The sequence below is a fragment of the Burkholderia sp. FL-7-2-10-S1-D7 genome, assembly GCF_001524185.1.
Taxonomy (GTDB): Bacteria; Pseudomonadota; Gammaproteobacteria; order Burkholderiales; family Burkholderiaceae; genus Burkholderia; species Burkholderia diffusa.
The window spans coordinates 1-543 of record NZ_LOWY01000052.1; the positions used below are offsets into that span (position 1 = coordinate 1).

The following is a 543-nucleotide window of genomic DNA, read 5'->3' on the forward strand; positions in this document are numbered from 1 at the left end:
GGTGCGCTGGGTAACGTGGGTGGCGGTGCGAACCCGCTGGCGCCGGTTCAAGGCGTCGTCGATCAAGTGACGGGCGCCCTCGGCGGTGGCAACCCGGCTGGTGCATTGACCGGTGCGCTGGGCACGGTGACGGGTGCACTGGGTAACGTGGGTGGCGGTGCGAACCCGCTGGCGCCGGTTCAGGGCGTCGTCAATCAAGTGACGGGTGCGCTCGGCGGCGGCAACCCGGCTGGTGTATTGACCGGTGCCCTCGGCACGGTGACGGGTGCATTGGGTAAATCAAGTGACGGGTGCGCTCGGCGGCGGCAACCCGGCTGGTGTATTGACCGGTGCCCTCGGCACGGTGACGGGTGCATTGGGTAACGTGGGTGGCGGCGCAAACCCGCTGGCGCCGGTTCAAGGTGTCGTCAATCAAGTGACGGGCGCGCTCGGCGGCGGCAACCCGGCAGGTGCGCTGACCGGTGCACTGGGCACGGTGACGGGTGCGCTGGGTAACGTGGGTGGCGGTGCGAACCCGCTGGCCCCGGTTCAAGGCGTCGTCAA

At 69.4% G+C, this 543-nt stretch carries 1 pseudogene; it reads left to right on the forward strand.

Annotated features, from left to right (window positions below):
* A pseudogene (locus WS75_RS18495) lies at positions 1-543 on the forward strand (beta strand repeat-containing protein); the annotation flags it as partial.